At 47.2% G+C, this 23,966-nt stretch carries 25 protein-coding genes; 17 read left to right on the forward strand and 8 right to left on the reverse strand.

The genetic code is table 11. The annotated features are described in order from the left end of the window. Nucleotides 1-85: 85 nt before the first annotated feature. Nucleotides 86-766: a deoxyribose-phosphate aldolase gene (gene deoC / locus QUB68_RS12345; protein ID WP_332992669.1), complete on the reverse strand. Its 681-nt coding sequence runs from the start codon at nucleotides 764-766 to the stop codon at nucleotides 86-88. 442 nt (nucleotides 767-1,208) lie between these two features. Between deoC and QUB68_RS12350 the strand changes: the two genes are divergently transcribed. The 3 genes from QUB68_RS12350 (at nucleotide 1,209) to QUB68_RS12360 (ending at nucleotide 2,945) form a co-directional block, all read left to right on the forward strand. After that, a complete protein-coding gene (locus tag QUB68_RS12350) occupies nucleotides 1,209-1,571 on the forward strand; it encodes a hypothetical protein (protein WP_332992670.1) in 363 nt (120 codons plus the stop codon). Beyond that, complete coding sequence (locus tag QUB68_RS12355) at nucleotides 1,564-1,689, forward strand: hypothetical protein (RefSeq protein ID WP_332992672.1); 126 nt, start codon at nucleotides 1,564-1,566, stop codon at nucleotides 1,687-1,689. Before QUB68_RS12350 ends, QUB68_RS12355 begins: the two co-directional genes overlap by 8 nt. 233 nt (nucleotides 1,690-1,922) lie before the next feature. Next, the gene (locus QUB68_RS12360; protein WP_332992674.1) at nucleotides 1,923-2,945 is read left to right on the forward strand and encodes a tetratricopeptide repeat protein; all 1,023 of its coding nucleotides are present in this window, start codon (nucleotides 1,923-1,925) and stop codon (nucleotides 2,943-2,945) included. Nucleotides 2,946-3,177: 232 nt separating this feature from the next. On the opposite strand, the gene QUB68_RS12365 is transcribed toward QUB68_RS12360, so the two are convergent. Beyond that, nucleotides 3,178-3,972 carry a hypothetical protein gene (locus QUB68_RS12365; RefSeq protein ID WP_332992676.1) on the reverse strand — a complete coding sequence of 265 codons (795 nt, stop codon included), beginning with the start codon at nucleotides 3,970-3,972 and terminating at the stop codon, nucleotides 3,178-3,180. A gap of 44 nt (nucleotides 3,973-4,016) precedes the next feature. Between QUB68_RS12365 and QUB68_RS12370 the strand changes: the two genes are divergently transcribed. Continuing rightward, complete coding sequence (locus QUB68_RS12370) at nucleotides 4,017-4,139, forward strand: hypothetical protein (protein ID WP_332992678.1); 123 nt, start codon at nucleotides 4,017-4,019, stop codon at nucleotides 4,137-4,139. An 86-nt stretch (nucleotides 4,140-4,225) separates the two neighbouring features. Here QUB68_RS12370 and QUB68_RS12375 read toward each other — a convergent pair whose 3' ends face one another. The 4 genes from QUB68_RS12375 to QUB68_RS12390 form a co-directional block, all read right to left on the reverse strand. After that, the gene (locus tag QUB68_RS12375; RefSeq protein ID WP_332992680.1) at nucleotides 4,226-4,402 is read right to left on the reverse strand and encodes a hypothetical protein; all 177 of its coding nucleotides are present in this window, start codon (nucleotides 4,400-4,402) and stop codon (nucleotides 4,226-4,228) included. 129 nt (nucleotides 4,403-4,531) lie between these two features. Further along, complete coding sequence (locus QUB68_RS12380; protein ID WP_332992682.1) at nucleotides 4,532-5,254, reverse strand: pyridoxine 5'-phosphate synthase; 723 nt, start codon at nucleotides 5,252-5,254, stop codon at nucleotides 4,532-4,534. A gap of 251 nt (nucleotides 5,255-5,505) precedes the next feature. Next, the gene (locus tag QUB68_RS12385; protein WP_332992684.1) at nucleotides 5,506-5,820 is read right to left on the reverse strand and encodes a hypothetical protein; all 315 of its coding nucleotides are present in this window, start codon (nucleotides 5,818-5,820) and stop codon (nucleotides 5,506-5,508) included. A 27-nt stretch (nucleotides 5,821-5,847) separates the two neighbouring features. Continuing rightward, the gene (locus QUB68_RS12390) at nucleotides 5,848-6,285 is read right to left on the reverse strand and encodes a nucleotidyltransferase domain-containing protein (protein ID WP_332992686.1); all 438 of its coding nucleotides are present in this window, start codon (nucleotides 6,283-6,285) and stop codon (nucleotides 5,848-5,850) included. A 270-nt stretch (nucleotides 6,286-6,555) separates the two neighbouring features. Between QUB68_RS12390 and QUB68_RS12395 the strand changes: the two genes are divergently transcribed. The 7 genes from QUB68_RS12395 to QUB68_RS12425 all read left to right on the forward strand — a co-directional run bounded on the left by QUB68_RS12395 (nucleotide 6,556) and on the right by QUB68_RS12425 (nucleotide 15,667). Next, nucleotides 6,556-7,416, forward strand: coding sequence for a Tab2/Atab2 family RNA-binding protein (locus QUB68_RS12395; RefSeq protein ID WP_332992688.1), 861 nt, complete (start codon nucleotides 6,556-6,558; stop codon nucleotides 7,414-7,416). A gap of 225 nt (nucleotides 7,417-7,641) precedes the next feature. After that, complete coding sequence (locus tag QUB68_RS12400; protein ID WP_332992690.1) at nucleotides 7,642-8,937, forward strand: TldD/PmbA family protein; 1,296 nt, start codon at nucleotides 7,642-7,644, stop codon at nucleotides 8,935-8,937. 258 nt (nucleotides 8,938-9,195) lie between these two features. Next, nucleotides 9,196-10,152, forward strand: coding sequence for a GDSL-type esterase/lipase family protein (locus QUB68_RS12405; RefSeq protein WP_332992691.1), 957 nt, complete (start codon nucleotides 9,196-9,198; stop codon nucleotides 10,150-10,152). Nucleotides 10,153-10,442: 290 nt separating this feature from the next. After that, a complete protein-coding gene (locus QUB68_RS12410) occupies nucleotides 10,443-11,141 on the forward strand; it encodes a haloacid dehalogenase type II (RefSeq protein ID WP_332992693.1) in 699 nt (232 codons plus the stop codon). Nucleotides 11,142-11,263: 122 nt separating this feature from the next. Then, nucleotides 11,264-14,074, forward strand: coding sequence for a chloride channel protein (locus QUB68_RS12415; protein ID WP_332992696.1), 2,811 nt, complete (start codon nucleotides 11,264-11,266; stop codon nucleotides 14,072-14,074). A 223-nt stretch (nucleotides 14,075-14,297) separates the two neighbouring features. After that, on the forward strand, nucleotides 14,298-15,419 hold the full coding sequence (locus tag QUB68_RS12420) for a glycosyltransferase family 4 protein (RefSeq protein ID WP_332992698.1): 1,122 nt from the start codon (nucleotides 14,298-14,300) through the stop codon (nucleotides 15,417-15,419). Between the two features lie 11 nt (nucleotides 15,420-15,430). Then, nucleotides 15,431-15,667 carry a hypothetical protein gene (locus QUB68_RS12425; RefSeq protein ID WP_332992700.1) on the forward strand — a complete coding sequence of 79 codons (237 nt, stop codon included), beginning with the start codon at nucleotides 15,431-15,433 and terminating at the stop codon, nucleotides 15,665-15,667. A gap of 210 nt (nucleotides 15,668-15,877) precedes the next feature. Here the strand turns inward: QUB68_RS12425 and QUB68_RS12430 are convergent, their stop codons facing one another. Continuing rightward, nucleotides 15,878-16,813 carry an exopolyphosphatase gene (locus QUB68_RS12430; RefSeq protein ID WP_332992702.1) on the reverse strand — a complete coding sequence of 312 codons (936 nt, stop codon included), beginning with the start codon at nucleotides 16,811-16,813 and terminating at the stop codon, nucleotides 15,878-15,880. Nucleotides 16,814-16,880: 67 nt separating this feature from the next. Here QUB68_RS12430 and bioF point away from each other — a divergent pair, with 67 nt between their 5' ends. Both bioF and pirA read left to right on the forward strand, forming a co-directional pair. After that, nucleotides 16,881-18,050, forward strand: a complete 1,170-nt coding sequence (bioF, locus tag QUB68_RS12435; RefSeq protein WP_332992704.1) for an 8-amino-7-oxononanoate synthase — start codon at nucleotides 16,881-16,883, stop codon at nucleotides 18,048-18,050. Nucleotides 18,051-18,538: 488 nt separating this feature from the next. Continuing rightward, on the forward strand, nucleotides 18,539-18,688 hold the full coding sequence (pirA, locus tag QUB68_RS12440; protein WP_332992707.1) for an arginine synthesis PII-interacting regulator PirA: 150 nt from the start codon (nucleotides 18,539-18,541) through the stop codon (nucleotides 18,686-18,688). 231 nt (nucleotides 18,689-18,919) lie between these two features. Here the strand turns inward: pirA and QUB68_RS12445 are convergent, their stop codons facing one another. After that, nucleotides 18,920-20,287, reverse strand: a complete 1,368-nt coding sequence (locus tag QUB68_RS12445; protein ID WP_332992709.1) for a TldD/PmbA family protein — start codon at nucleotides 20,285-20,287, stop codon at nucleotides 18,920-18,922. Between the two features lie 12 nt (nucleotides 20,288-20,299). Between QUB68_RS12445 and QUB68_RS12450 the strand changes: the two genes are divergently transcribed. From QUB68_RS12450 to QUB68_RS12465, 4 genes are all read left to right on the forward strand, one after another. After that, complete coding sequence (locus QUB68_RS12450; RefSeq protein WP_332992711.1) at nucleotides 20,300-20,533, forward strand: hypothetical protein; 234 nt, start codon at nucleotides 20,300-20,302, stop codon at nucleotides 20,531-20,533. Nucleotides 20,534-21,130: 597 nt separating this feature from the next. Then, a complete protein-coding gene (rimP, locus tag QUB68_RS12455; protein ID WP_332992713.1) occupies nucleotides 21,131-21,595 on the forward strand; it encodes a ribosome maturation factor RimP in 465 nt (154 codons plus the stop codon). Nucleotides 21,596-21,893: 298 nt separating this feature from the next. Continuing rightward, complete coding sequence (gene nusA, locus QUB68_RS12460; RefSeq protein ID WP_332992714.1) at nucleotides 21,894-23,186, forward strand: transcription termination factor NusA; 1,293 nt, start codon at nucleotides 21,894-21,896, stop codon at nucleotides 23,184-23,186. A gap of 89 nt (nucleotides 23,187-23,275) precedes the next feature. Next, nucleotides 23,276-23,590 carry a YlxR family protein gene (locus QUB68_RS12465; protein ID WP_332992716.1) on the forward strand — a complete coding sequence of 105 codons (315 nt, stop codon included), beginning with the start codon at nucleotides 23,276-23,278 and terminating at the stop codon, nucleotides 23,588-23,590. Nucleotides 23,591-23,966 lie beyond the last annotated feature (376 nt).

The raw sequence follows: 23,966 nt of genomic DNA on the forward strand, positions 1-23,966 counted from the left end.
CCAACTGCCAACTGCCAACTGCCAACTGCCAACTGCCAACTGCCAACTGCCAACTGCCAACTGCCAACTGCCAACTGTCAACTGACTAATGACTCTTATCTAAATTATCTCGCTGGCGGATTAATTCCGGGCCGCGAGAAGTCCCCAAACGAGTTGCACCAGCGACGATCAAATCTATAGCTTGTTCATGAGTGCGAATTCCTCCGGCGGCTTTAATACCAACCCTTCCCTTAGTAATTTCCTTGAGCAACCGCACGTCTTCAACAGTCGCCGCGCCGAAAAAGCCGGTGTTAGTTTTGATGTAAGCCGCGCCCGCCTCCATGCAAAGCTCAGCCGCTAATTGTTTTTCGGGATCGGAAAGCATCGAGCTTTCGATAATCGCCTTGATGGTGAGTCCGGTTTCTTCGCAAATTTCGGCTATTTCTCGGTGAAATTCGTCCATTTTTCCGGCTTTCAATAATCCTAAGTTAACGCAGACATCTAACTCCACGGCTCCATTGTCTGCGGCTTCTAGGGCTTCGTAGAGTTTTACTGTTGATGTCGTTGCTCCGATGGGAAAAGCGATGACAGTTGAGACTTTGGGTTTTTTGCCGTGCAGAAGACTTACCGCTTGTCGGACGTAGGCGGGATACACGCAAACTGTGGCAAACCCAAATCTTTCTGCTTGTTGGCAGCAGTTTTCTACTTGCTCTGTTGTGGCACCCGGATCGATCAGGGCGTGGTCGATATAGGGGGCAATATCGATATCTGGCCCTTGTGCAGCCATTGCTGTTTTTTCTCCGAAGTAACTACTTCCTTATTATGTAGCGAATTTACCAATTCTTCTCTTATAGCGGTTCTCAAGCGTGGTGAGGATAGCCCTATGCCCACGGAGGCCTATGCCCTATGCCCACGGAGGCCTATGCCCTATGCCGTTCGCGTACCTCATCTTTCTGAGAAAGGCTATAACTTGCCTCACGGTCTGAGCGAGTACAAATACTCAATTTGCTGCTAGTAAAAACTCTTGCGGGAATTTGTTCATATATTAATAACAAAAAATAATAATTTTGGTATCTGCCTTTAGATACATTTTTAATCTTTCTTTAGGTATACTTTGGTAATAGAGTTGCAGTAGAGCCTGCGTTAGCTACGCCGTCGGGCAGAGCCTGGTAGGGGCGACTGTTTTTACTCTGAGTAGTGCTTTAAAAATATCATAGCCAGTGCTAAGCATGAATCATTTAGAACTCGAACAAGAAATTGGGAAGATGGCTAGGGCGATGATGACTCGCAATAGCTTAATTGGTAAAGATTTGATTGCCGCTCTCAGAGAGCGGCTGTCTGTTGACAGTGTAGCTGCTTTGATGATTGTGAGTATTGAGCGCTTGATTTGGTATGACTCCGAGTCGGTGATCTGGAGTTTGAGTTATTTGATTCCTGCTGACGTGATGGAAGAGATTCGTCGAATTACGGCGCTGGTTGTTTGCAAGCGGTTGATGGGCAAAGGTTTTTTACTGGGAAAGGATTTTAGTATTGATGCTGCTGGCAGGTTGCTGTTGAGCGATCGCGCTCAAACAGCGGTTGTGGTTGCTTGAAGAAAGCAATCACAAGTTGGAGCCGATCGCACTATGGAATTTGCAGTTGGACGAGCGGCGCCGCAACACTCTTGGTGTAACTGCAAATTTGATTTTGGATGCGGTAATAGTTGCATGACTCGCCCAGAACCCTCCTATTAGCAGCAGCTCCAACCAGCGATCGGTGCGGTTAGGTGAAAGAGCATTTCATCAGAGGAAAATAGTTGGTTTCAGCGTCAATTGTTGAGGTTGTTGCTGGCAGTTTGTACGGGCGATCGCCCTGTATCAAAATTTTCGGAATTTTAGTGAAATTACAGTTTAACTCCGGGCATTGTTCGTGTAGAATCATCCCTAAGATAGATGCGAGATATTATGAACTTAATTCAAAACCTGGAAGCGGCTTGGTATTACCATTTGGGTTCGCGCCACCTCGAAGCTAAGGATCACGATAATGCTCTGGCGAACTTTAACCGAGCTGTGAATTTGCAATCGGATCATTATAAGGCTTGGTTCGGGAGAGGTATGGCTTTGGGGAACTTAGAACGGCACTTAGAGGCGCTTTCAAGTTTTGATGAGGCCTTGGCGGTGGAGCCGAATGCGAGCTTTGGCTGGCACAACCGGGCTATTGCTTTAGGAAAGTTGGGCCGCTGGTTGGATGCTCTCAACAGTTTTGACCGGGCTCTGGAGTTCAACCCATGCTCGGCGAGTATTTGGCACAACCGGGGACTAACGCTGATCGATATGGGGCTTTACTATAAGGCGGTTTTGAGTTTCGATCGCTCTTTAAGTTTGCACCCGGAGGCTGCTTGGGCGTGGTACAACCGAGGCAATGCTCTGTTAAAACTAAAACTTTACTATCAGGCACTCAACAGTTTCGATCGCGCGATCGAGTTTAACCCAGACGACGCCCAGGCTTGGTACAATCGCGGTCTAGCTGCGAATTCCATGGGACTTTACAAACAAGCAGTAGCTAGTTTTAGCCGATCGCTCGCTCTGAAACCGGGCCGAGCCGAAGCGATCGGGGAACGGCGGGTGGCTTTGGGGAAATTAGTCGGTTTAAATCAGAGAAATACCAAGTTCACTCCTACACATGAGTGCCTGGTTGAGGATTATTTGATTTGGTACAATCGGGGTGTGGAATTGGCGCGACAAGGCAGCTATTCGGAGGCTATTGCTTGCTACGAAACGACCTTAGAAATCAATCCTGATTTTGCTAACGCTTTTTATAACAAAGCTTGCTGTTATGCACTGCTGGGCTTTGCTGATTTTGCCCTTGACAATTTGCAGCGGGCTGTGGAGTTTATGCCGATTTTATACCGAGAGCTTGCTTTAGCTGACTCGGATTTGAGCTGCATTTGGAAACAAGAACGTTTTGCAGCGCTGATCCAAGGTTGATATTAAAACCCACATTCGGCATCCTCAACTGTGCAATATGGGTTAAAGTGATCTACCGCTCGAAATGGGAGTTTTTGAACTTCCCTTTTTTCGATCGAGTTCTGCGTTAGGCAAAATCCGCGTTAAAACCCCTGGATCGTCCTGGTGCGATTGCCATCGCTACTATACTTGGCTGGCGTCCCGTATAAGGACTAAAGAATCAAAGGGGTATTAAAGCTAGATTTGAGATCGCTTATCGCACAGCAACTCTGATGGAGGATTTGATCGGCCTGTTGGCAACTACCAGCACCTTGTAGGTTCCAGACTCCGGGAGTTGAGCAAAAGTTTGACCTTCGCCTTGATCCAGGAGTTGTCCCGACGGAGATTCGATCGCCACATCGAGAGTTTTGTTGCTAGCAGTCACCTTGATTGTCTGTCCCTGTTTTCCTTGAACTGTCAGGGGCTGGATTTGGTAGCCGGACATTTTGAGCCTGACTGTGGCTTCGTTTTCCCCAAAGGCGATGGGAATTGTGCGATCGGGCCTGTAAGTCCACTTGGCGTTAAAGTCGCGTTCGAGTACGAAGCTGCTAGTCTCACCTTTCGGGGTGACTCGCACGCGGTAGATGCCGGACTCTGGCAACTGGCCGATCCACTGATTGTCAGTTTTTTCAATAACTCCCATATTCTGACCATTGGGACTGTAAAGTTCGGCTGTCAGTTGTCCCGCCCACAGGGAGAGAGTGAGTTCTCGCCCTTTGACGCCTTCAAAAATATAGGTGGTGGGTTGGTTGATGGTGGCTCGAATTTGCGAGGTTGACATTCGCTCAATGGGTTCGAGCTTGGCAACTGGGGCAGAGGTAGCTGGCGTTGGTTCGATCGGTTCTAGGTTGGCAACTGGGGCAGAAGTAGCGGGTTTGTTAAAGGTTTCTGTAATTTCCGAGGCAGCCATCCGCTCGCTCGGTGCAATTTTTGGGGCTACAGGGCTGGCAAATACTGATTTTGCCGCCATCATGAGTAGCATTCCAGTCAGTAAAATTAGTTTTTTCATGTCGCACTCGGGAGGGGTAATGAGTTGTATATGGTTACTTGTGTTTGCCTGTTTCCACCGGATTAAATCTGGCGATCGCGATCGGCTACAGCAGCATGGAGGATACACGTAAATATTCCGTACTTGCACAAAAACTGCTGGTAGCAGATTGCCAGTGCGGGAGCTAAGTAGTAGCCTCAATTTCTCGGGACATTTCAATGATACTCCCTACACATAATATCATCGAGAATTTGAGTTATTTGGTTAAGGAAAATTAAAGCTTTTTCCAAGGATATTGCTGAAAAAATGCCCGCACCCAAAAAACGCGGTGTCTGGGTTCCTGGATCGGCCTTGCTACCAGCAAAATACCCTTCGCCAGCAGGGGGTGACGACCTCTACTGTTACCTGGTGCGAGGGCGATCGGCTTGTAGGGTGCACAGCTTGATAGCACCTTCCCCTATAACTTTGCCAAGAATCGGGCAGTCTAAGATTTGAGGCTGGTAGGGTTTGTAGATACAAGGGGCGGGTTTATTGATAATTTTTGTGCAAAACCAGCCCTGCCAGATGAGGTTTATTTGTACTACGAACCTGAGAGAATTTTTAGGTAAGCTTGTACTGTGTTGGACAAGCCCATTTCTAGTGCTTCTGCAATTAAAGCGTGACCGATCGATACTTCTAGTATATCAGGAATCGAGCAAAACTTAGCTAAGTTTTGCAAATTTAGATCGTGTCCGGCATTCACTCCTAAACCTACTGATTGAGCCGCTTGAGCTGCTAAGACATATTGTTGAAAAACAGATTCTACATTGCCTTCGCGAAAAGCAGTTGCGTAGGGTTCCGTGTACAGTTCTACGCGATCGGCTCCAACTTCTTTTGCTAGGGGCATGAGAGCAGCATCTGCGTCCATAAACAGGCTGACTCTGATGCCGTTGTCTTTTAATTTTTCAATAATTGGCAACAGGCGATCGCGATTTTCGGGAATATTCCAACCGCTATCGGATGTTAGCACGTCGGGAGCGTCCGGGACTAAGGTACACTGGGCAGGTTTTACGTCGCAAACTACATCCATAAATGGTGGCTGAAACGGATTTCCTTCGATGTTGAACTCGACGGTGAGCATTTTGGCTAAGTCGTAAACATCGGCAGCTTTGATGTGCCTTTCGTCGGGGCGGGGATGGACTGTAATGCCGTGGGCTCCGGCGGCAATTACTGTTTTTGCGGCTTCGGTAACGCTGGGGATGCCGATGTTTCGAGAGTTTCTGAGGAGGGCGATTCGGTTGATGTTGACGCTGAGTTTTGTCACGGGATGTTAATCTTTAAGGTTGCTGCTACTATATTAATCGCTTTTGGGACGAAATCTTGAGCCTATTTCGGTACTGGTAGGGCATTTTTATACCAATTCAATAAGGTCTTGCTCCAGTCTGCAATCTTATACTAATTATTAAAAATAGCAGCTCTTCGTAAAAAAACGGCATTGCTGTGTCCATAATCCCCGTAGGGAAACGGCAATGCCGTGTCCGCAATCCCCGCGCCGGACACGGCATTGCCGTGTCCCTACTTTTCATAATTAGTATTTACGTCAAATTTAGCTGCTGCAAGCGGTAAAGTTTCGGCAAAAAAAGCCTCGGCTGTTTGTTGTTTTGCTGCCAAATCTTCAAGATTTGCGATGCAGAAAAGCGGTGCGACGCGATCGACTATTTCGACCGGAAAATCTCGGCTAAAATATTTGAGTTTAAAGTCGTATCTGTGGGGACGGTAGATCGTGCCCAACAGTTCGACTAAGGGTAGAAGCGTCCAATTGTGATAGTTGCCGATCGCATCTACTAAATTCCCGCGATAAATCTCTTTTTTTACCAGAGGTTGCAGCAAATCAAAACGAATTTTAATTTCGTTGAATCAGGCTAGCATTTGGGAAAAATGCTTGTTTGTATCCAAATGAGCAGGTACAATTAAATTAGCTTTGTCAAAGGCGATCGGGACTTGTCCGTGTCTCTCGATTTCCAGAAAATCGTTGCGGCTGCTGCGCCGGAAAACGGCAAAATCAATTAGCAAGAACGGCGGGGTTTCTTTGAGCCGCCAGAAGCACTGCGACTGACCGTGCCAAGCGGGTTCTGGAACTCGATATTTGAGTTCGATTTCGGAAATTTCGGCGAGGGCTTTTTCCACAATCTCAAATGTTTCTTCCACGCAGTTATCTTCAACCACAACCGCAACATCGAGGTCTGACCACTCGTCGGTGTATCCGTGGGCTGCTGAACCTCCTTGCCACAAAGCGAGAACAAAATCTAAAGGTTGTAAGGTAGAAATAATCTTTTCGAGAATGATTTGTCTCATGGAATCAAGCTATACTGTTGGTTGTCCCCGGCTTCCACAAGTTTAACAAACATCGCGGGTTGAGATTGCTGCGGCATTGTTCTGTGAGGAATTGCTAATGTGTCCGGTTGTGCGCTGCTGCCGAAAATTACACGGGAAGCTGCAAGGGAAAGTGGCAATCTTTGGGAAAGTGCGATCGCCCGCGAGTGAAAATCAGCCTTAAATTCTCAAAATCAGAAACCTGACCGCTGTCCGGTAACATGAGAAAGGATTAATTTTTAACAGCGCGGCATGGCTACTATTTGGGAACTCGACTTTTACAGCCGTCCAATCATAGACGAGCGTGGGAAAAAAACATGGGAAGTGTTGATTTGCGAAAGCCCGCTGAAGGTTGGCGACAAGGCAGAATCTCTGTTTCGCTACTCGCAATTCTGCCCGAGTACAACCGTGAATTCCCTGTGGCTGGCTGGCGCAATTAAAGATGCGATCGCCTCTGCACCGAAACCACCTGAAAAAATCCGCTTTTTCCGCCGCCAAATGGCGAACATGATTACCAAAGCCTGCGAGGAGTTGGATATTCCCGTCGCCTCCAGCCGTCGCACCCTCGCCCTCAGCCTGTGGCTGGAAGAACGGATGCAAGACGTTTATCCCTCCGAAGAGGGCTATCAACCGGTTGTGAACCCGAGCGTTCAATTTGTACCCGAAACGCCCGTAGCGCTGCCGGACGCTTTAATCGGCGAAAAATGGTCGTTTGTGAGTTTGCCGATCGCCGCTTTTGACGAAATGTCCGAGTGGGATATCGGATTTGGCGAAGCTTTCGGGCTGCCGATGACAGGCCTGGGCCCGGAAACGCAAATTCCAGGACTTATGATCTACTCGTCGAGAGCAACGGCTTTGGCTGGTTGGATGTCGGCTTTAGAGTTGGCTTTTATCAAATTTGAGAGCGGCCCGCCCCCGAGGCTGGTATTAGATACGGGAGCTAACGATCGCTGGATTGTAGCTAATCTCAGAGACGCAGCAACTGAGAAAGAAGCCGCATCATTTGAGGCTGCGAAAAAGCAAGCAAAACAAGTACATTTCTTAGCAATTCAGTCAAATCCCGAATCGGAATCTTTCGCAGGATTTTGGCTGCTGCACGAACTAACTATTTAGTTGTTAGTTGTTAGTTGTTAGTTGTTAGTTGTTAGTTGTTTGTTAGTTGTTAGTTGTTAGTTGTTAGTTGTTAGTTGTTAGTTGTGACTTCTAATAACCAATAACCAATAACCAATAACCAATAACCAGTAACCAATAACCAATAACCAATAACCAATAACCAGTAACTAATAACCAGTAACCAATAACCAATAACCGATCGCCCATTACTAACCACCGACAATAATGACCAATCACCAATCAGCAGAACAACTGCTAGAATTAGCCACCAAAGCAGGTGCCGAAGCTGCTGAGGTATTGGAATCGCAATCGCTCTCGCGGCCGGTCTTTTTTGAAGCAAACCGCCTCAAACAGCTAGAAACCGCCCAAGCAGAAGGCATTGCTCTACGGCTGTGGCGGGACGGGCGGCCGGGTTTGGCGGTGGCTTACGGGCCCGTGGAACCGCAGATTTTGGTCGATCGGGCGATCGCGCTTTCGCAACTCAACGAACCGGAAACCATCGAACTCGGCACCGGTGAGAAAGTTGTTTATCCCGATCGCGGAGTGTCAGTGCCGGCCCAACAGCTAGTAAACTGGGGAAAAGAGGCGATCGCGATCGTCCGCGAAGCCTATCCCGAAAGCCTCTGCACCGCCGAACTCGACTGCGAAATCGAAAGCACCCGCTTGCTGAATACCAGAGGCTTGGATTCTAGCCACACCGACACCACCCTCAGCGGTTACTTGTCGGCAGAATTAGTGCGGGGCGAAGATTTCCTCAACATTTGGGAAGGCGAAACCGAACGCGGCACCCTCGATTTAAACACCAGCGCCAAGCGGGTTTTGCAGCGATTGGAATGGGCGAAAGAGAATGTAGCCCCCGCCACGGGGCGCGTGCCGGTGCTATTTACAGCCAAAGCCGCCGATTTGCTGTGGGGGACTGTTTGTGCGGCTTTAAATGGCAAACAGGTACTCGAAGGCGCTTCGCCTTGGAGCGATCGACTGGGCCAACAAGTGACATCGCCCCTTGTCACTCTCTCGCAACAGCCGGATATCGGGCCTTATAGCTGTCCTTTTGATGACGAAGGTACTCCCACTCGGGCGATCGTCTTTATCAACAGTGGAGTGTTGCAGCTATTTTATACCGATCGCACCACCGGTAGAGCCTTGGGAAGCGGCACCACCGGCAACGGATTTCGCCCCGGTTTGGGCAGCTATCCCACGCCGAGTTTGTTCAATGTTTTAATTAAACCAGGTTCGCTTTCGTTAATCGATTTAATCGCTCAATTAGACGACGGAATTGTAGTCGATCAAATGCTCGGCGGCAGTGCCGGAATTTCCGGCGATTTCTCAATTAACGTCGATCTCGGCTACCGAGTCAAAAAAGGTCAAATAGTCGGCAGAATCAAAGACACAATGGTAGCCGGCAACGTCTACAGCGTCCTCAAACAATTAGTAGAATTAGGAGGAGACTCCGAGTGGAACGGTTCTTGCCACACACCATCTGTAATTGTAGAGGGATTGTCAGTCACGGGCAAAAACTAAATTCATCGGCCAAACAGGGCATGGGCATCGGGCATTGGTAATTGGCAAATAGTGAGTAGTTAGTAGTTAGTGGTTACTTGTTGTAGGACTACAGTTAACAGTAAATCATAACTAAGTTTTCCGACACCGAGTCAACAGTCAACAATCACCTGACGGTGCAACCGGAATTGATATAACAAATGCCCCGATGCCCCATGCCCGATGCCCGATGCCCGATGCCCAATTCCCAATTCCCAATTCCCAATTCCCCCATATAATATGCGTATTTGTTTTATCGGCGATTCTTTCGTAAACGGTACCGGCGATCCAAAATATCTTGGTTGGACAGGACGAATTTGCGTGGCCGCCAGCGGACAAACACCAGATATTACCTACTATAATTTAGGAGTGCGGGGAGAAACCAGTACCGATATAGAAACTCGGTGGTTTAACGAAATTTCTAGCCGTTTACCTCACTACTGCGACGGCAGAATAGTATTTTCCTTTGGCGTCAACGACACTTACCTAGAAAACGGAAAAACTCGCGTCGCCATTGAAAAATCCCTTGAAAACTTGCGCGATATTCTGAACTCTGCCAAAGCAATAGCGCCTGTTTTAATGGTAGGCCCACCGCCAGTTATTGATGTCGATCGCACAATCAGAATAGCTAATTTATCCGAACAGTTTTCCCTAGTTTGCAGCGAGTCAAACGTGCCTTATTTGGATATTTGCACCCCGCTGCAAATATCAGAAATTTGGCTAAAAGAACTTACCCAAAATGACGGTTCTCATCCCCGCGCCTTCGGTTATTCTGAATTAGCTAAAATAGTTCACAATTGGGACGGTTGGAAAGGTTGGTTTAAAAATATCACTGTATCAGAGCGAGAGACAGTAACGCTGTTCCGAGCTGTCGGCAAAAAAGAAATGGAACTGATTAAAGAAAGCGATTTCCTGGCATTTCCGCCGCGGCTATCTTTTCAACCTATTTTCTATCCCGTACTCCACAAAGCATACGCCATACAAATTGCGCGAGATTGGAATACCAAAGATGCAGCATCGGGATATTTTGGCTATGTAACTCGGTTTCGAGTTTTGGCTGAATTCTTAAAAAAATATCCCATGCAAACTGTCGGCAGTTCGATTCACCAAGAGTATTGGATTCCGGCTGAAGAGTTGGCAGAATTTAATCGCAATATTATCGGAAAAATTGAAATCTTTGCTGAATATCAACCGTAGAATAGGATAAACAGGAGTTACGCATAGGTGGTCAGAAACCGGGTTTTTTTGCGAAAGACTGGTCGATCACCTTTAATCCCTGTAAAAACCCGGTTTCTCTGCCAATACGGTTCAGATAAGGTTGTTTATTCCCCAGAGATCCCCCTAAATCCCCCTTAAAAAGGGGGACTTTGAGTAACTTCTTGTCCCCCCCTTTTTAAGGGGGGCTAGGGGGGATCGGCTTTAACTGAACCGTATTGGTTTCTCTGCCTCGGAGTACATGATTTTCGATAAAATAGGAGCAATGACAGATGTTAGATTTTAATCAGTTTGAAGTTGTGAGTTTTGACTGCTACGGCACTCTCATAGATTGGGAAAACGGCATCTTGCCAGTCTTGAAACAATTGCTGTCAAGTCACGAGATAGATTTGAGCGATGACGGAACTTTAGAAATGTTTGCTGAGTTTGAATCGGAACTGGAAAAAGACCAAAGTAATTATATCAAATATCGGCAAATATTGCAAGAAGTAGTGGAAAAGTTGGGTCAAAGATTTAATTTTGAACCGACAGAAACAGAATTAAACAGTTTGGCTGATTCTGTCAAAAATTGGCAGCCATTTCCCGATACAGTCGCAGCTTTGGCAGCACTCAAGCAAAAATATAAATTAGCAGTAATTTCCAATATAGATGACGATTTGTTTGCGGGGACGGCGAAACACTTACAAGTCGAATTCGATTGGGTGATTACTGCGGAACAAGTGCGATCGTACAAACCGTCAACTCGCAACTTTGAAATGGCGATCGACAGAATGGGAATAGCACCCGAAAAACTTCTGCACGTTGCTCAAAGCCTGTATCACGATATTGTACCGGCGGCATCAATGGGAATCTCCACAGTTTGGGTAAATCGGCGGCAGGGAAAAGCAGGATTTGGGGCGACACTGCCGGCCAGTGCCCAGCCCGATTTAGAAGTGCCGGATTTGAAAACGTTGGTGGAGGCGATCGCCTAAATAACCGCAGATTGATATCAAATCCGCTAGCATCGGAATTACAGCAGATTTCAGGTAAGTATCGAGCCATTTCTTGCTAAAGTCGAGCCGAGCAGACAATTCGCAGGCAATAAACACTATTTATGCCGTACATAACTATCCCTAAACATTTTAGGGAACCTTCCAGGGTCATCAAATCTCAACTATTTTTACGACCAAAACGCCTCGCTATATTTGAAGCTTGTCTGATCGGCTTGGTTGCCGGACTCGCTGGCGTTTTACTCAAATCAGGAGTCGGATGGCTCGGCAGTTGGCGAGTTGCTACCTCGACAGTAATTCCAGCTTGGATCTTACTCCCCAGCGTCGGTTTATGCGGCGGATTGCTGACAGGTTTCTTGGTTGAACGTTGGGCTCCCGAAACTGCTGGGAGCGGCATTCCTCACGTCAAAGCTGCCCTCGGTGGCGTCAATCTTTCCTTGAATTTGCGAGTAGCCGTCGCCAAACTTATCACCACTATTTTAGCAGTTGGTTCCGGTTTAACTCTAGGAAGACAAGGCCCAACTGTACAAATTGGAGCATCTTTAGCAGGCTGGATTGGTCACTTGATGCCTACTTCCCCAGACTACCGCCGGCAATTGATTGCTTGCGGCGCGGCGGCGGGATTAGCGGCTGGTTTCAATGCTCCCATTGCCGGAGTTTTGTTTGTAATTGAAGAACTCCTGCACGACGTTTCGGGATTGACTTTAGGGACGGCAATTATTGCTTCATTTATCGGTGCAGTTGTGTCGCAACTTTTGGGCGGCGATACTTTAAATTTGAACCTTCGCGAGTACCCAACCAGTTTTGAAGCTCAGGAAATCCCGTTTTATATACTGTTAGGAATTTTAGCGGGATTGCTGGGAGCTTTGTTTAGCAAAGGGATTATTGCGAGCTTGCAATTTAACAGGCGCACGCTCAAATTACCATTGCCCCTGCGAATTGCTCTAGCTGGTATAATCTGCGGTTCGGTAATAGCTTTTCTGCCAGAAAGTTTCCGCAACAATACGGGTTTGCGGGAGTTTCTGCTGACTGGGGAAGCCAACGGTACAACGAGTTTAATTGCTTTTGTAGCTCACTTTTTTCTGACAATTATTTCTGCGGCTTCTGGAGCTCCGGGAGGATTATTTGGTCCTTCTCTGGTTATGGGTTCTGCACTCGGTCACATCGTGGGTATTTTGCAAGCAAATTCCCTGGGTGTCGGTTTGCCTACAACCTATGCTTTGGCGGGCATGGGAGCGTTTTTTTGCGCGGTTTCGAGGGCGCCGATTACGGCGGTAGTCATTGTGTTTGAAATTACGGCGGATTTCAAATTAGTGCTACCATTGATGATCTGTTCTGTTGTTGCTTATTTGGTTGCAGAAAAGGTAGATAGTGGTTCGCTATACGATCGCCTTTTGGAGTTTAACGGCATTCAACTGACAAAGGCAAAACCTGCAACTGATACCCTCAGCGACTTGATCGCAGCTAACGTCATGCAGCGCCGAGTTGAAACTCTTTCGAGTCTGCTGACTTTCGATGAAGTGATCCAGGCTTTTTCGCGATCGAGCCATCGTGGTTTTCCGGTAGTAGACGATGGCAAATTAGTCGGAATTATTAGTCAAACCGATTTAGCAAAAGCCAGCGAGCAAAGTCTATCCGGCAAGATACTGCTCAAAGAATTTATGACTGCACAGCCGATCGCAGTTAAAGCCAAGGATACCTTAAGCGAGGTACTATACAGACTCAATCACTACAATATCAGCCGCTTACCCGTCGTAGAAGGACGGCATTTAGTCGGAATTATTACCCGTAGCGACATTATCCGAGTTGAATCCGATCGCCTCAGCGGACAAACCACCCAAGGCCCGCATCCAGAACCCTCCTATGTAGTCTATCAAACCAGGGCTCCGCAAGTCGGAAACGGCAGATTATTAGTGCCGCTTTCCAACCCGCAAACAGCACCCGCCTTGCTGCGGTTGGCGGCCGCCATTGCGCGCGATCGCAATTACGAATTAGAATGCCTGCAAATCATCTTAGTACCGCGCAACAGTTCCCCCTCAGAAAGCGCAGTGCGAACCACAAAAAGCCGCCGCCTGCTGCAACAAGCCGAGCGCATTGTCCGCAATTGGAACTTGCCAGTACACACTCAAATCCGGGTTTCTCACGACGTGCCCCATGCGATTTTGGAGACTATTAAGGAGCGACACATCGATTTAATTTTGATGGGCTGGCAAGGCGAAATTTCCACAACCGGACGCATTTTTGGGGATGTGGTCGATACCGTAATTCGGCAAGCCGGCTGCGAGGTAGTTTTGGTGAAGTGGAGCGAAAAACTATTAGCAACACGCCAGAAAAATCAGTTTGTAGCGGATAGCAGTGTCCGGGAATATGCGTCTACAGAATGGCAGTTAAATGCGCCCGGATGTGACGGCGCAGAAAATTCCCAATTTGCGGCATCAAGTTCATCAGCGACTCCCGACACTGAACTTTCCCCGCCGAATTCCGACATTCCAGCACCAGAATTGGGACTGCACACGCTGATGGGTTTGCAGCGCTGGTTGGTGCCAATTCGCGGCAGTTACAAGCAAGCTGCGGCTTTGCGGCTGCTACCTGCTTTGGTGGCTGCGAGTGCTGTACCGGAGATTAAATTGTGTCAGGTTCACCAGCCTTCTGTTACAGAACCCGATCGCGTAGAATTAAAGCAAGCTGCGGATTTTATCAAGCGCAGGGTTAGCTGTTCGGTAGTAGCGACTGCGGTTTGCGCTAAGTCGGTTTCTGATGCTTTAATTGATTTAGCTCAGAATGATCAGTGTGATGCGATCGTCCTAGGAGCGAGCCGCGAAGGACTCCTAAAACAAGTGATTCAGGGGAACATCCCGGAAGCTGTGGCGCGCGGTTGCGACTGTACAGTCATATTAGTGCGATCGGCCAATTAATCATTAGTTAATTGTTATTTGTTAGTTGTTATTTGTTAGTTGTTAGTTGTTATTTGTTATTTGTTATTTGTTATTTGTTGTAGTCTTGTTCCCAGGCTCTGCCTGGTAGTACATACCCGAAGGCTCTACCTCCAATAACCAATAACCAATAACCAATAACCAATAACCAATAACCAATAACCAATAACCAATTCCCCATTCCCCATTCCCCATTCCCATAAAAATGGTTCACTTTAACGTCGGATTTCAACACTTTAACTCCTTCGCCGACATCACCCTATCCCTGGCGACAACATTAGACAAAATGGGAATTCCTATATCTGTCGAACCATCAACAATCGCCTCTCACGTCACCCGCAATTCCACACCCGAGGAAAACCACCTGCTAGCGAAGTGGATGAACACCGCCCCATCAGATTTATTTCAGATCAAATGGTCTCATTACTGGAAACCTTATTTTCTCAAAGAACTCAAAGGACACCTCAACTTAGAATTTTTTGCTATCAATTACGAATTCGCCAAAAATGATGATGATTATGATTACTGGATTTACGATGCTGTCAACAATTCATCCCACATTCTAGCCGTAAGCGAATATTCTAAAAACGTTTTAATCCAAGCTGGCTGTCCCAACCAAAAAGTCTCAGTAATACCTCTAGGTTTCAATCCTTTAATCTCGCAACTCTATTCTCCCAGACCGCACAAAACCCAAAAAAATGTAAAATATATTCTGCACATGACCAATTCTTTTGATTTATATAGATTTGGCACGGATCTCGCCATTCAAGCATTTTATCAAGAGTTTAAAGATGACCCCAACGTAGAGTTAATCATCAAAGATGGCGGCAAAAATCCTGATGTCATAGTAGAACATCTCGTAAATATCGAAAAACAATTCGGCAAGTTAAAGTCAAAAGTTCAAGTAAGACCTAAATTTTGTACTAAAGCAGAATTAGCTGATTTATACTTATCAGCAGATGCTTTTTTAGCTCCGTTTCGAGGCGAAGGTTTTGCGATCAAAATTTTGGATGCCTTTGCTGCGGGTTTACCCGTCGCTATGACTATGTACGGCGGCCCGACGGAGTACGCCAATACTGCTAACTGCTATCCCATTGCTTACGATCTAATTCCCGTCGGAGAATGTTACGATACTCAGTATCTAAAAATCCGAAATTCTCCACATTGGGCAGAACCAAATGTTCAGTCTGTTCGCCAGCAGTTGCGGAAAATTGTTGAAGACCCAATGCGCTTTCAGGTTGCTCAAAAAGCTAGAGAGACGGCAGATTTATTTAATTGGGAAGCTGCCGCTAAAAAATTGCTAAAATTAATGCGAGAGTTGTTTTAGGAGCGGCAATTATGGGACTCGAACGCAAAATGTTTAGAGGAATGTTTTCACCTACCGAAGTGGTAAGATTGAAGCAGCCTTGTTTTACTCCGGGGCGATTGTTTGAACCAGGAAAATATAACGCCGCCGATTTGCCGGATGTCGCTTTTGATATGGGTTTGGTAGACCATTTACCGCCAGTCAAAGGCAATAGTGCAGCAGAAAATCTCAACGCCCAAAACCCACAAGCTCAAAACCTTGACGAGTAAACTCCAATTCGACAGTTCGGACTTCAGTCCTAAAAAACACCGGTTTGTAGTAAGGACTTCAGTCCTGAAAAATCACATAATCACAGAGTTAAGTTCTGACTGGGAAAAAATCCAGCCAATTTAACTATTTTGCTCCCGGTAAGGTGCGCAGTGCGCACCCTACAAATACAGAGTGTGCGTCCTGGGATGTGGAACAAAGACCTAGCCAATTTAAGCATTATGCTCAATCTGGGCAATTAACTCATTCAAAATTTTACTAGCTTTATCATTCTCAATCTGACAAGTTCCGGCATTCTGGTGCCCGCCACCACCATATCTTAACATTAACTCCCCAATATTAGTTTGAGAAGTTTTGTTAAAGATTGACTTACCAACTGCGAAAACAGTATTTTGTTGTTTCAGTCCCCAAAGTGCATGAATCGATATATTGCACTCGGGGAACAAAGCGTAAATCATAAAGCGATTCCCCGCATAAATCACATCTTCGTTTCGCAAATCCAAAACTACTAAATTATCATAAACTTTGGCGCAGCGCTGTATTTGCTCTTTAAATTTTTCTGCTTGGTCGAAGTAGAGGTCTACTCTTTCTTTTACATCGGGAAGCTCCAAGATTTGATCGATAGTATGATTTTTGCAGTAATCGATCAACTGCATCATTAACTGATAGTTGGAAACCGTAAATTCTTTAAATCTGCCCAACCCAGTTCTAGCGTCCATTAAAAAGTTTAACAGCACCCATTCTTCGGGATGTAAAATCTCTTCTTTAGCAAATTTAGCGGAATCGGATTTGTCAACTGCCGCCATCATTGCCTCGGAAATTTCAGGAAACTTTGCTTGGCCGCCATAATATTTGTACAGCACCCTAGCTGCTGAAGCTGCATAGGGGTCGATGATGTGGTTGATTTTGATTTTGTCGTGTCTGAGAGTTTCGCTGAAATGGTGATCGAAAGCGAGATGAACTCCTTCGACATAGGGTAAATTGGTGCTAATATCGTTATTTGTTATTTCGATTTTTCCATCCTGCATATCTTTAGGATGCACGAATTTAATCTCGTCGATCATATCGAGTTCTTTGAGCAAAACTGCACAGACAAGACCGTCAAAATCGCTGCGGGTGACTAATCTGTATTTTTTAGTGAGTGGCATATGCTTCGGTGATTGGGAGGGACTGAGTTATAAGACAATATAACGTATTAGTCGATCGCTAAACAATATGAACGCAGACCCTTACGCTTGGATAGAGAAGGCCCTGGACACTGTTCGCCGGGCAGATTGGTATCGATCGCCACAATCGATCGAAAGTTGTCCCGGGCCTGTAGTAAAATTAGCAGGGCGGCGGCTGATTAACTTTGCCAGCAACGATTATCTGGGACTTGCCGGCGATGACAGACTGATGCAAGCGGCGATAGCTGCAACTAAGGAATTTGGTACCGGTGCGACGGGTTCGAGGTTGGTGGGCGGACATCGCGATTTGCACCGACAGCTAGAACAAGCTATAGCTAATTTAAAACAAACCGAAGACGCTTTAGTATTCAGTTCGGGATATTTAGCAAATTTAGGGGCGATCGCATCCGTTGTCGGCAAGCGCGATTTGATATTATCTGACAAGTACAACCATTCGAGCCTCAAAAACGGAGCCGCGCTCAGCGGTGCAACCGCGCTAGAGTACAATCACTGCAATCTTGAGGATTTAAAAGCCAAGCTAGAGCAAAATCGCGCCAAATACCGCAAGTGTTTAATTATTACCGATAGCGTCTTTAGCATGGACGGGGACTTGTGCCCGCTGCCCAATTTGTTAGCTTTGGGCGAGCAATTTAACTGCATGATATTAGTAGATGAAGCTCACGCTACGGGAGTTTTTGGTGCTGGCGGTGCAGGTTGCGCCGAACATTTCGGGTGTACGGGATTGCCACTAATTCAAGTTGGCACACTTAGCAAAGCTTTAGGAAGTTTGGGCGGCTACGTTGCGGGCTCTGCTGCTTTAATTGATTTTCTCCGCAATCGAGCTGCGACTTGGATTTATACTACAGCATTGACGCCTGCTGACACGGCGGCGGCTTTAGAAGCTGTGAGAATTGTCCAGCAAGAACCAGAGCGCCGAGTTCGGTTGCAGCAAAATATCGAAACTTTCAAATATGCCGCGATTACCAATCAGCAATTACCAATTAGCAATTCCCTCTCCCCAATTTTTAGTTTGCCGTTAAAAGATGCAGCCACAGCTTTAACAGTGAGCAGCCAACTCAAGGAGATGGGTATTTTTGCTGTGGCGATTCGGCCTCCGACTGTCAGCGTCAGCCGAATTCGGATTTCGCTGATGGCAACTCACGAGCTCGCACACCTTCAGCAGTTGGTAGAGGCTTTGGGGACGATCGCACAAATTTGACAGTTGACAGTTGACAGTTGACAGTTGACAGTTGACTGCTTGAGGGCGACCTCTACCTGGAAAGAAGAGGATTCGAGTAATCAATAGTCTTGTTTTAATTTCTCGCCTTTAAGGGTGGAGGCTTTCAACCAATTCTTTCTGGTAACACCATTTGTTCAAAGCTGCATATCCGGGTAGGGAAACAACAACGCCCTCTCCAGCTATCCAAATAACAATGCCGTCTCCGGGTGGGGAAACGGCATATCCAGGCTAGGGAAACGGCAATCCCGTCTGGGCAGGACACGGCAATGCCGTGTCCCTACAGATTGCACTATTTAGATTATGGGAATTGTCAAGATATCGCTATTGACTTATGGCCAAGATTATACAGTATTTTGGTCGATCGGTCAATCAATGTAAATTTTTTGTAAATTTCGATACTTTTTGAAATTTCGCGCTATATTGAATAAGTAGCCGATACACCAAATTAAATATAAGGAATGTCCACCATGAACACAAATCGCCAAAACGTCAAAAAAATCGCTGACACCCACCGTGCTAATATTCAAAAGCAACTGACGCACCGCATCGAAGTAGCCAGAGCCAGCGGCAACCAAGATTTGGTTCGGGTGCTTGAAGACGAAATGAAACAGCTTTAAGAAGCTGCAATTAAGATCTGCCCGTAGTTTGGTTTAGAGGGTTGCGCGAGAAATGCAGAATTCCCGCAACCGCTACCTTGTGATTTTCAAATCCTCTCTTAGTTGGTAGAAAAAACCCGGTTTCTTGAAGAAGCCGGGTTTTTTATTGAGCTTTTGGGTGCGGAATGCGCACCTTACGTCTTATTGAGTCATCCCCAATCTAAAATCTAAAATCTGAAATCGAAAATGGTCTTATCTTCCTCCGACTACAACATTTTTAATGCGTAAATGGGGGCCGCCGACGCTGACTGGCAAGCCGCCTTGGCCGCCCTTCCCGCAACCGCCGTAGGCATAAACTGAGTCGTTGCCGATCGACTCAATATCCTTTAAAGTCTGAAATACATTGCCGCTTAAAGTGACATCACTCACCGGTTCGGCCAATTTGCCGTCGCGAATCATGAAGCCTTCAGCCGCCGCAAAGGTAAACATTTCGCCGTTGGTTTGTCCTCCCAACATCCGCACTGCATACACTCCTTCCTCAATGTCGCCCACCATTTCATCAAAAGAATGTGCGCCAGATTCGATCGCCGTATTAGTCATCCGCACCAACGGCATAAAAGTAGCGCTCAGGGCCCGCGCATTTCCCGTCGGAGCTTCGCCCATTTTGCCCGCAGTCTCGCGATTGTGCATCCTCGCTGCTAAAACTCCATTTTTAATTAAATGCTTGCACTGAGCGGGCACACCTTCGTCGTCATACTTGAGAGTTCCTGGCAATCCCGGCAATGTTGCATCGTCAATTACGTTCAATTGTTCGATCGCCACAGGCTTGCCCAAAGTCAGCAATTCCTGCATTTTCGGGTTTTCGTAAATGCCGTCAGCTTCCGACAAATGACCGAAAGCTTCGTGAATAAATACCCCCGACAAATAAGGGTCTAAAATCACCGGATACTGGCCGCCTTTCACCGATTTTGCCTCTAGTTGGCCCACAGCTCGAACGGCCGCACTCTTAACACGATCTTCAATATTTGTCAAGACATCGTAATCCGATCGCGAATGAATCGACTCAAACCCTTGCCGGACGACACCACCTTCACCGCGGGCGATCGCCCCGAAGCGCCCCGTCACGTCCAAACGCTCTTGAGCAATGCAAGTGCCTTGAGAATTCACAAAATAAGTAATCCCGAATCGATCGCTATAACCCGCCATTGTGGTCTGAATTCGCGGGTCGTAATCTAACAGCAACTGGTTGTAAGATTCGAGCAACTTGCGCTTGGATGCTAGAGTAATCGATCGCGGATCGTGGCCAAATTCCACCGCTACATAATCTTGAATCGGAGTGACATCTGCTAGTACAGTCTTTTCGCTGCCAACCAAACGAGACTGCACGACAGCTTCTTCAATGCGAGCTTTTAACTCAGCTAAACCGTTAAAAGTTACAAAACTCCACCCGCCTTTGTGACAGGCGCGGATGCCGCCGGCGAGACTGAAGCTGCGGTTAACTGCGTCTAACTGAGGGCCGCGAAAACTAATCGCTGTTGACTCGCTTTGTTCGAGGCGAACTTCTAGATAATCTACTCGATCGCGATAAGGTGCGATCGCTTCCATCAACTGTTCTTGCATCAAATTGCCCCTATGAATGATTCGCGCCCAGCGCTGACCAAAATTATTGCTAACCCTATTTTAGCCAATAACTCCGTTATTTCGGGTATCCGAGTCCCCAGAAGGGGAGGGGGAAGGCTGACAGGTGTAGGTTTTGTACAACTAGGATCAGTTATCACCTGTCAACTCTCCCCCTGTCCCACTTTCCCCCTGTCCTCCGATACAAACGGCGCGATCGGTTTGTCACCGGGCGGGCGATCGAGCTAAACTGAGAACTGAGGTCAACTGCGATCGGAGAGAGTCCTCAAACTTCTTGGAAGAAACTGTTTCATCTAGGAGTGGGTCAAGCCCACTTTTTTTGTTGCATTAGTCCCAGCCAAACGGCCGGGCATCACACCTGCAAGTTGAAGACAAAAAGCCGCGGGCGACTCAATCAAGTCATCCGTCGGGGCGATCGCAGAAAGTAGAAGCCAGAATTTAAACCCCACAAGCTCATCCTCGGGCTTGAAAATCTGACATCTTTTTCTTCATTCGGGCCATCAATTTGAGGGTATAAACCCTCACATCTTGCGGTCAAAAATCAGGTCAGTCGATTTGAGATTTTAGACTTCGGCGTGAGACGTTCGGCGATCGCGAGCTTCGAGCCGCGCCAGCGTCGAACGATTTTAGATTTGAGATTTACTCCACAGATGAATCTGGGAGCAGCAACTTTACTCTAAAAAGTCTAAAATTTTTGGCTCTCCCCGATAGGAGTCGGGGGGCTTATCTCCGTTTTTTTTGGGCGGGGTAAAAGCAAAGCCATCTCAACACCTGATTTTTTCTTACCCGTGTCCGAGTTCAGGAGTTTTAACTTAAGTATTCGATATGACTCATCCCCTAATCCCACAAATCATTGACTTAGCTACCCCCGTTGCGGAAACACTGGGATTGGAAGTAGTGGGAGCAGTGTTTCACACCAACCAAAATCCTCCCGTCTTGCGGGTAGACATCCGCAACGTCCTGCAAGACACCGGTTTAGCCGACTGTCAGCGGATGAGCACAGCCCTGGAAGCCGAGTTAGACGCATCCGAAATCATCCCCGACGCCTACGTGCTAGAGATTTCCAGTCCCGGCATATCCCGGTTGCTCAGTAGCGATCGAGAATTCATTACCTTTAAAGGTTTCCCCGTCACAGTCAAAGCCACCGAACCAGACTCGCGAATCAAAGAGTGGAAAGGACTACTGGTGAGCCGGGATGAAACAACTGTTTATCTCAATCAAAAAGGGCGACAGGTTAAAATTCCCCGCGCTCAAATTGCCAAAGTTGAACTAGACGAAGGAAAGGAGTAGCAGAGGGAAATTTTGAGTTTTGAGTTGTAGGGGCGGTGCCAAAAGAGCCCGCCCGATTTGAGTTTTGAGATTGCCTCGCAGTAAGCTGAGAATGCTTCGCTGCGAGTTAATTTTTAACAATCAAATCTAGAGCAGCGGGTTAAATTGGAATAACAAATAAATTGTTACAGCACCCAGCTTCCTTAATCCTATCTTTGTAACTCATCAATCATCAGCCATCACTTTTTCTCGAAAATCACAAATTACTGATTACCGATTACCCGTTACGTATTGTCAACGCAAACAAGGAGTGTTTTATATGTCAATGGTTCCCCTGCCCGGACTAAAAGAAATGGTCGAAGGCATTAGCAAAGAGCGAAATTTACCCAAACACGCCGTCCAAGCAGCCTTGCGAGAAGCCCTGCTCAAAGGATACGAACGCTACCGCCGCACCCAAAAACTCGACCACTTCAGCGAAGAATACTTCGACAACTTTGATGTAGAACTCGACGCAGAACAAGAAGGTTTCCGCGTTTTAGCAAACAAAACTATTGTCGAAGAAGTCACCAATCCCGATCACGAAATATCACTTTCCGAAGTGCAAGAAGTAGCTACGGAAGCTCAGCCTGGGAGCATCGTGCTCGTAGATGTCACACCAAATCAAAAAGAATTTGGTCGCATGGCTGCCATCCAGACCAAACAAGTTCTCGCTCAAAAACTGCGCGACCAACAGCGCAAAATGATTCAAGAAGAGTTCAAAGATTTAGAAGAAACCGTTCTTCAAGCAAGAGTTCTCAGGTTTGAGAGGCAGTCGGTAATTTTGGCAGTCACCAGCAGCTTCGGTCAGCCGGAAGTAGATGCCGAACTCCCCAAACGCGAACAGTTGCCCAACGATAATTACCGGGCTAACGCTACATTCAAGGTTTATCTCAAAAAAGTAGGCGAAGGTTCTACTAGAGGGCCGCAGTTACTTGTTTCTAGAGCCGACGCAGGTTTAGTGGTTTACTTGTTTGCTAACGAAGTACCAGAAATTGAAGACGGGGTGGTGAGGATTGTCGCCGTAGCCAGGGAGGCAAATCCTCCGTCGCGGCACGTCGGCCCCCGGACTAAAATAGCTGTAGATACCCTCGATCGCGACGTAGACCCCGTAGGAGCCTGCATCGGAGCGCGGGGATCGCGGATTCAGGTAGTCGTCAACGAATTGCGGGGCGAAAAAATAGACGTGATCCGCTGGTCTCCAGACCCCGCAACCTATATTGCTAACGCTCTGAGTCCTGCTAGAGTAGATGAAGTGCGTTTGGTTGCCCCAGAAGGCAGGCGCGCTCATATTTTGGTCGCTGAAGACCAACTGAGTCTTGCCATCGGCAAAGAAGGTCAGAACGTCCGCCTCGCAGCCCGCCTGACCGGTTGGAAAATCGATATCAAAGATATTGCTAAGTACGATCGCGATGCCGAAGACACCAAATTGGCAGCAGAAGCAACCAGGCTCGAAGAACTAGCAGGCGACTACTACGACGATGACGAAGCATCCGGCTTCGACGGCGACGAGGAAACCGCAGAATATGAGGAAGAGGAGGCCGTAGCCACGGATGAAACCGCAGCCCCAGTCTAAAAACTGCGACATTCACTCTTATTTTCCAGGGAGACAAGGAGAACTTGTTTCCCACTCTCCTACTCTCTCACTCTCCTACTCTGACTCCGATGAAACCGAACTACCGGTGCTGTGCAAGTTGTCGAAAAATAGCTCCTAAGGAAGCTTTTTGGCGAGTAGTCAGGCTCTATCCTTCTCATCAGGTACAATTAGATCGCGGCCTCGGTCGTTCCGCTTACCTTTGTCCGGCGAGCGAATGCCTGAAAGCAGCTCAGAAAAAAAATCGACTTGGGCGATCGCTCAAAGCGCCAGTGTCTGACGAACTGTACCAAACACTTTGGCAGCGTTTAGCCACATCTGACCGTACATCTGACTCAGGATCGATCGGGCGCCAAAACGACAAGAGTTCGGCCTCGACTGTATAAACCCTCGCGGGCAGCCTTACCAGTAATTATCGGTAGCGCCAGCTCTCAAACCCCAATCCGATCTGCCCACCAGTCTGGAAAGATTTGTGTCAGATTAGATAAGGGTAGGGTACTAGCAGAGGTATCCTCAAGATGGAAAGGCAAACTTTGAAGCTTGATTTGTGGCAGTGGCCAAAATTCAGACTTCGCCAGTTCCCGCGTTCCCAAAAAAACTTGAGAATTCTCCAACCGCAGACTTCAGCGAGTTGCATCTTTTAGATAAAATTGCTGAGCGAGTACCAAAACCCCGATTCCTGACACTGAATCAATCACAGCGAATGATGTCGTCATTAGAACAAAAAATCAAAATGTAAAAACTGGTTGGCACAAAAGAGGG

The organism is Microcoleus sp. A006_D1 (genome assembly GCF_036702805.1).
Lineage (GTDB): Bacteria > Cyanobacteriota > Cyanobacteriia > Cyanobacteriales > Microcoleaceae > Microcoleus.

Excerpts from the sequence above, each read along its gene's own strand:
- QUB68_RS12360 (WP_332992674.1), top strand. The coding sequence starts at position 1,923 with ATGAACTTAATTCAAAACCTGGAAGCGGCTTGGTATTACCATTTGGGT.
- QUB68_RS12400 (WP_332992690.1), top strand. The coding sequence starts at position 7,642 with ATGACCAATCACCAATCAGCAGAACAACTGCTAGAATTAGCCACCAAA.
- QUB68_RS12450 (WP_332992711.1), top strand. The coding sequence starts at position 20,300 with ATGAATGATTCGCGCCCAGCGCTGACCAAAATTATTGCTAACCCTATT.
- QUB68_RS12390 (WP_332992686.1), bottom strand. The coding sequence starts at position 6,285 with ATGAGACAAATCATTCTCGAAAAGATTATTTCTACCTTACAACCTTTA.
- QUB68_RS12405 (WP_332992691.1), top strand. The coding sequence starts at position 9,196 with ATGCGTATTTGTTTTATCGGCGATTCTTTCGTAAACGGTACCGGCGAT.
- QUB68_RS12365 (WP_332992676.1), bottom strand. The coding sequence starts at position 3,972 with ATGAAAAAACTAATTTTACTGACTGGAATGCTACTCATGATGGCGGCA.
- bioF (WP_332992704.1), top strand. The coding sequence starts at position 16,881 with ATGAACGCAGACCCTTACGCTTGGATAGAGAAGGCCCTGGACACTGTT.
- QUB68_RS12425 (WP_332992700.1), top strand. The coding sequence starts at position 15,431 with ATGGGACTCGAACGCAAAATGTTTAGAGGAATGTTTTCACCTACCGAA.
- QUB68_RS12430 (WP_332992702.1), bottom strand. The coding sequence starts at position 16,813 with ATGCCACTCACTAAAAAATACAGATTAGTCACCCGCAGCGATTTTGAC.
- pirA (WP_332992707.1), top strand. The coding sequence starts at position 18,539 with ATGAACACAAATCGCCAAAACGTCAAAAAAATCGCTGACACCCACCGT.
- rimP (WP_332992713.1), top strand. The coding sequence starts at position 21,131 with ATGACTCATCCCCTAATCCCACAAATCATTGACTTAGCTACCCCCGTT.
- QUB68_RS12350 (WP_332992670.1), top strand. The coding sequence starts at position 1,209 with ATGAATCATTTAGAACTCGAACAAGAAATTGGGAAGATGGCTAGGGCG.
- QUB68_RS12445 (WP_332992709.1), bottom strand. The coding sequence starts at position 20,287 with ATGCAAGAACAGTTGATGGAAGCGATCGCACCTTATCGCGATCGAGTA.
- QUB68_RS12420 (WP_332992698.1), top strand. The coding sequence starts at position 14,298 with ATGGTTCACTTTAACGTCGGATTTCAACACTTTAACTCCTTCGCCGAC.
- deoC (WP_332992669.1), bottom strand. The coding sequence starts at position 766 with ATGGCTGCACAAGGGCCAGATATCGATATTGCCCCCTATATCGACCAC.
- QUB68_RS12415 (WP_332992696.1), top strand. The coding sequence starts at position 11,264 with ATGCCGTACATAACTATCCCTAAACATTTTAGGGAACCTTCCAGGGTC.
- QUB68_RS12465 (WP_332992716.1), top strand. The coding sequence starts at position 23,276 with ATGAAACCGAACTACCGGTGCTGTGCAAGTTGTCGAAAAATAGCTCCT.
- QUB68_RS12395 (WP_332992688.1), top strand. The coding sequence starts at position 6,556 with ATGGCTACTATTTGGGAACTCGACTTTTACAGCCGTCCAATCATAGAC.
- QUB68_RS12410 (WP_332992693.1), top strand. The coding sequence starts at position 10,443 with ATGTTAGATTTTAATCAGTTTGAAGTTGTGAGTTTTGACTGCTACGGC.
- nusA (WP_332992714.1), top strand. The coding sequence starts at position 21,894 with ATGTCAATGGTTCCCCTGCCCGGACTAAAAGAAATGGTCGAAGGCATT.